The 550-nt window shown below is 60.2% G+C and carries 2 protein-coding genes; both read right to left on the bottom strand.

Features of this window, described 5'->3' with window-relative positions; genetic code table 11:
* A partial coding sequence (locus ACQY6C_RS14930) for a dTDP-4-dehydrorhamnose 3,5-epimerase family protein (RefSeq protein ID WP_427970079.1) occupies positions 1 to 235 on the bottom strand: 235 nt, incomplete at its 3' end.
* Positions 235 to 550 (bottom strand): sugar phosphate nucleotidyltransferase (locus ACQY6C_RS14925; RefSeq protein ID WP_427970077.1); only part of this gene is annotated, 316 nt, incomplete at its 5' end. The genes ACQY6C_RS14925 and ACQY6C_RS14930, both read right to left, overlap by 1 nt.

Here is a 550-nt window from a genome sequence, read left to right as displayed (position 1 = left end):
CGCCACGCACAACGCGCACCAGCTTCCCTTGCGCCTGCTTGATCTGGTAGTGCAGTCCACGCAACACACCGTGCTGACTACGTGAGTGGTTGTCCTGCACGAAAGGCCGATCGACGCCGGTCGCCTCGGCAAAGCGACGGGCATTGAAGCTTTCCATGAAGAAGCCGCGCACATCGCCGAACACCTCCGGTTCGATGATTTTGACGTCCTCGATTTCGGTCGCGGTCACCTTCATCAAAAAACCCGCTCTTCAAGAATACGCTGCAGGTATTGACCATACCCGTTCTTCGCCAGCGGTTGAGCCAAGCGCGCCAAGTCATCGTCAGTGATCCATCCGCGCCGCCAGGCAATCTCCTCTGGGCAACCGACCTTGAGGCCCTGGCGCTTCTCGATGGTCTGGATGAACAGGCTCGCCTCGATCAGGCTCTCATGCGTCCCCGTGTCGAGCCAGGCATGGCCTCGCCCCATCACCTGCACATCCAGCTTCCCCTGTTCGAGATAGTGTTTGTTGACGTCGGTGATCTCCAGCTCGCCACGCGGACTGGGCGCG

The sequence above is a fragment of the Altererythrobacter sp. genome, assembly GCF_050299635.1.
Lineage (GTDB): Bacteria > Pseudomonadota > Alphaproteobacteria > Sphingomonadales > Sphingomonadaceae > Erythrobacter.
This window is presented reverse-complemented; position numbering and strand designations above follow the sequence as displayed.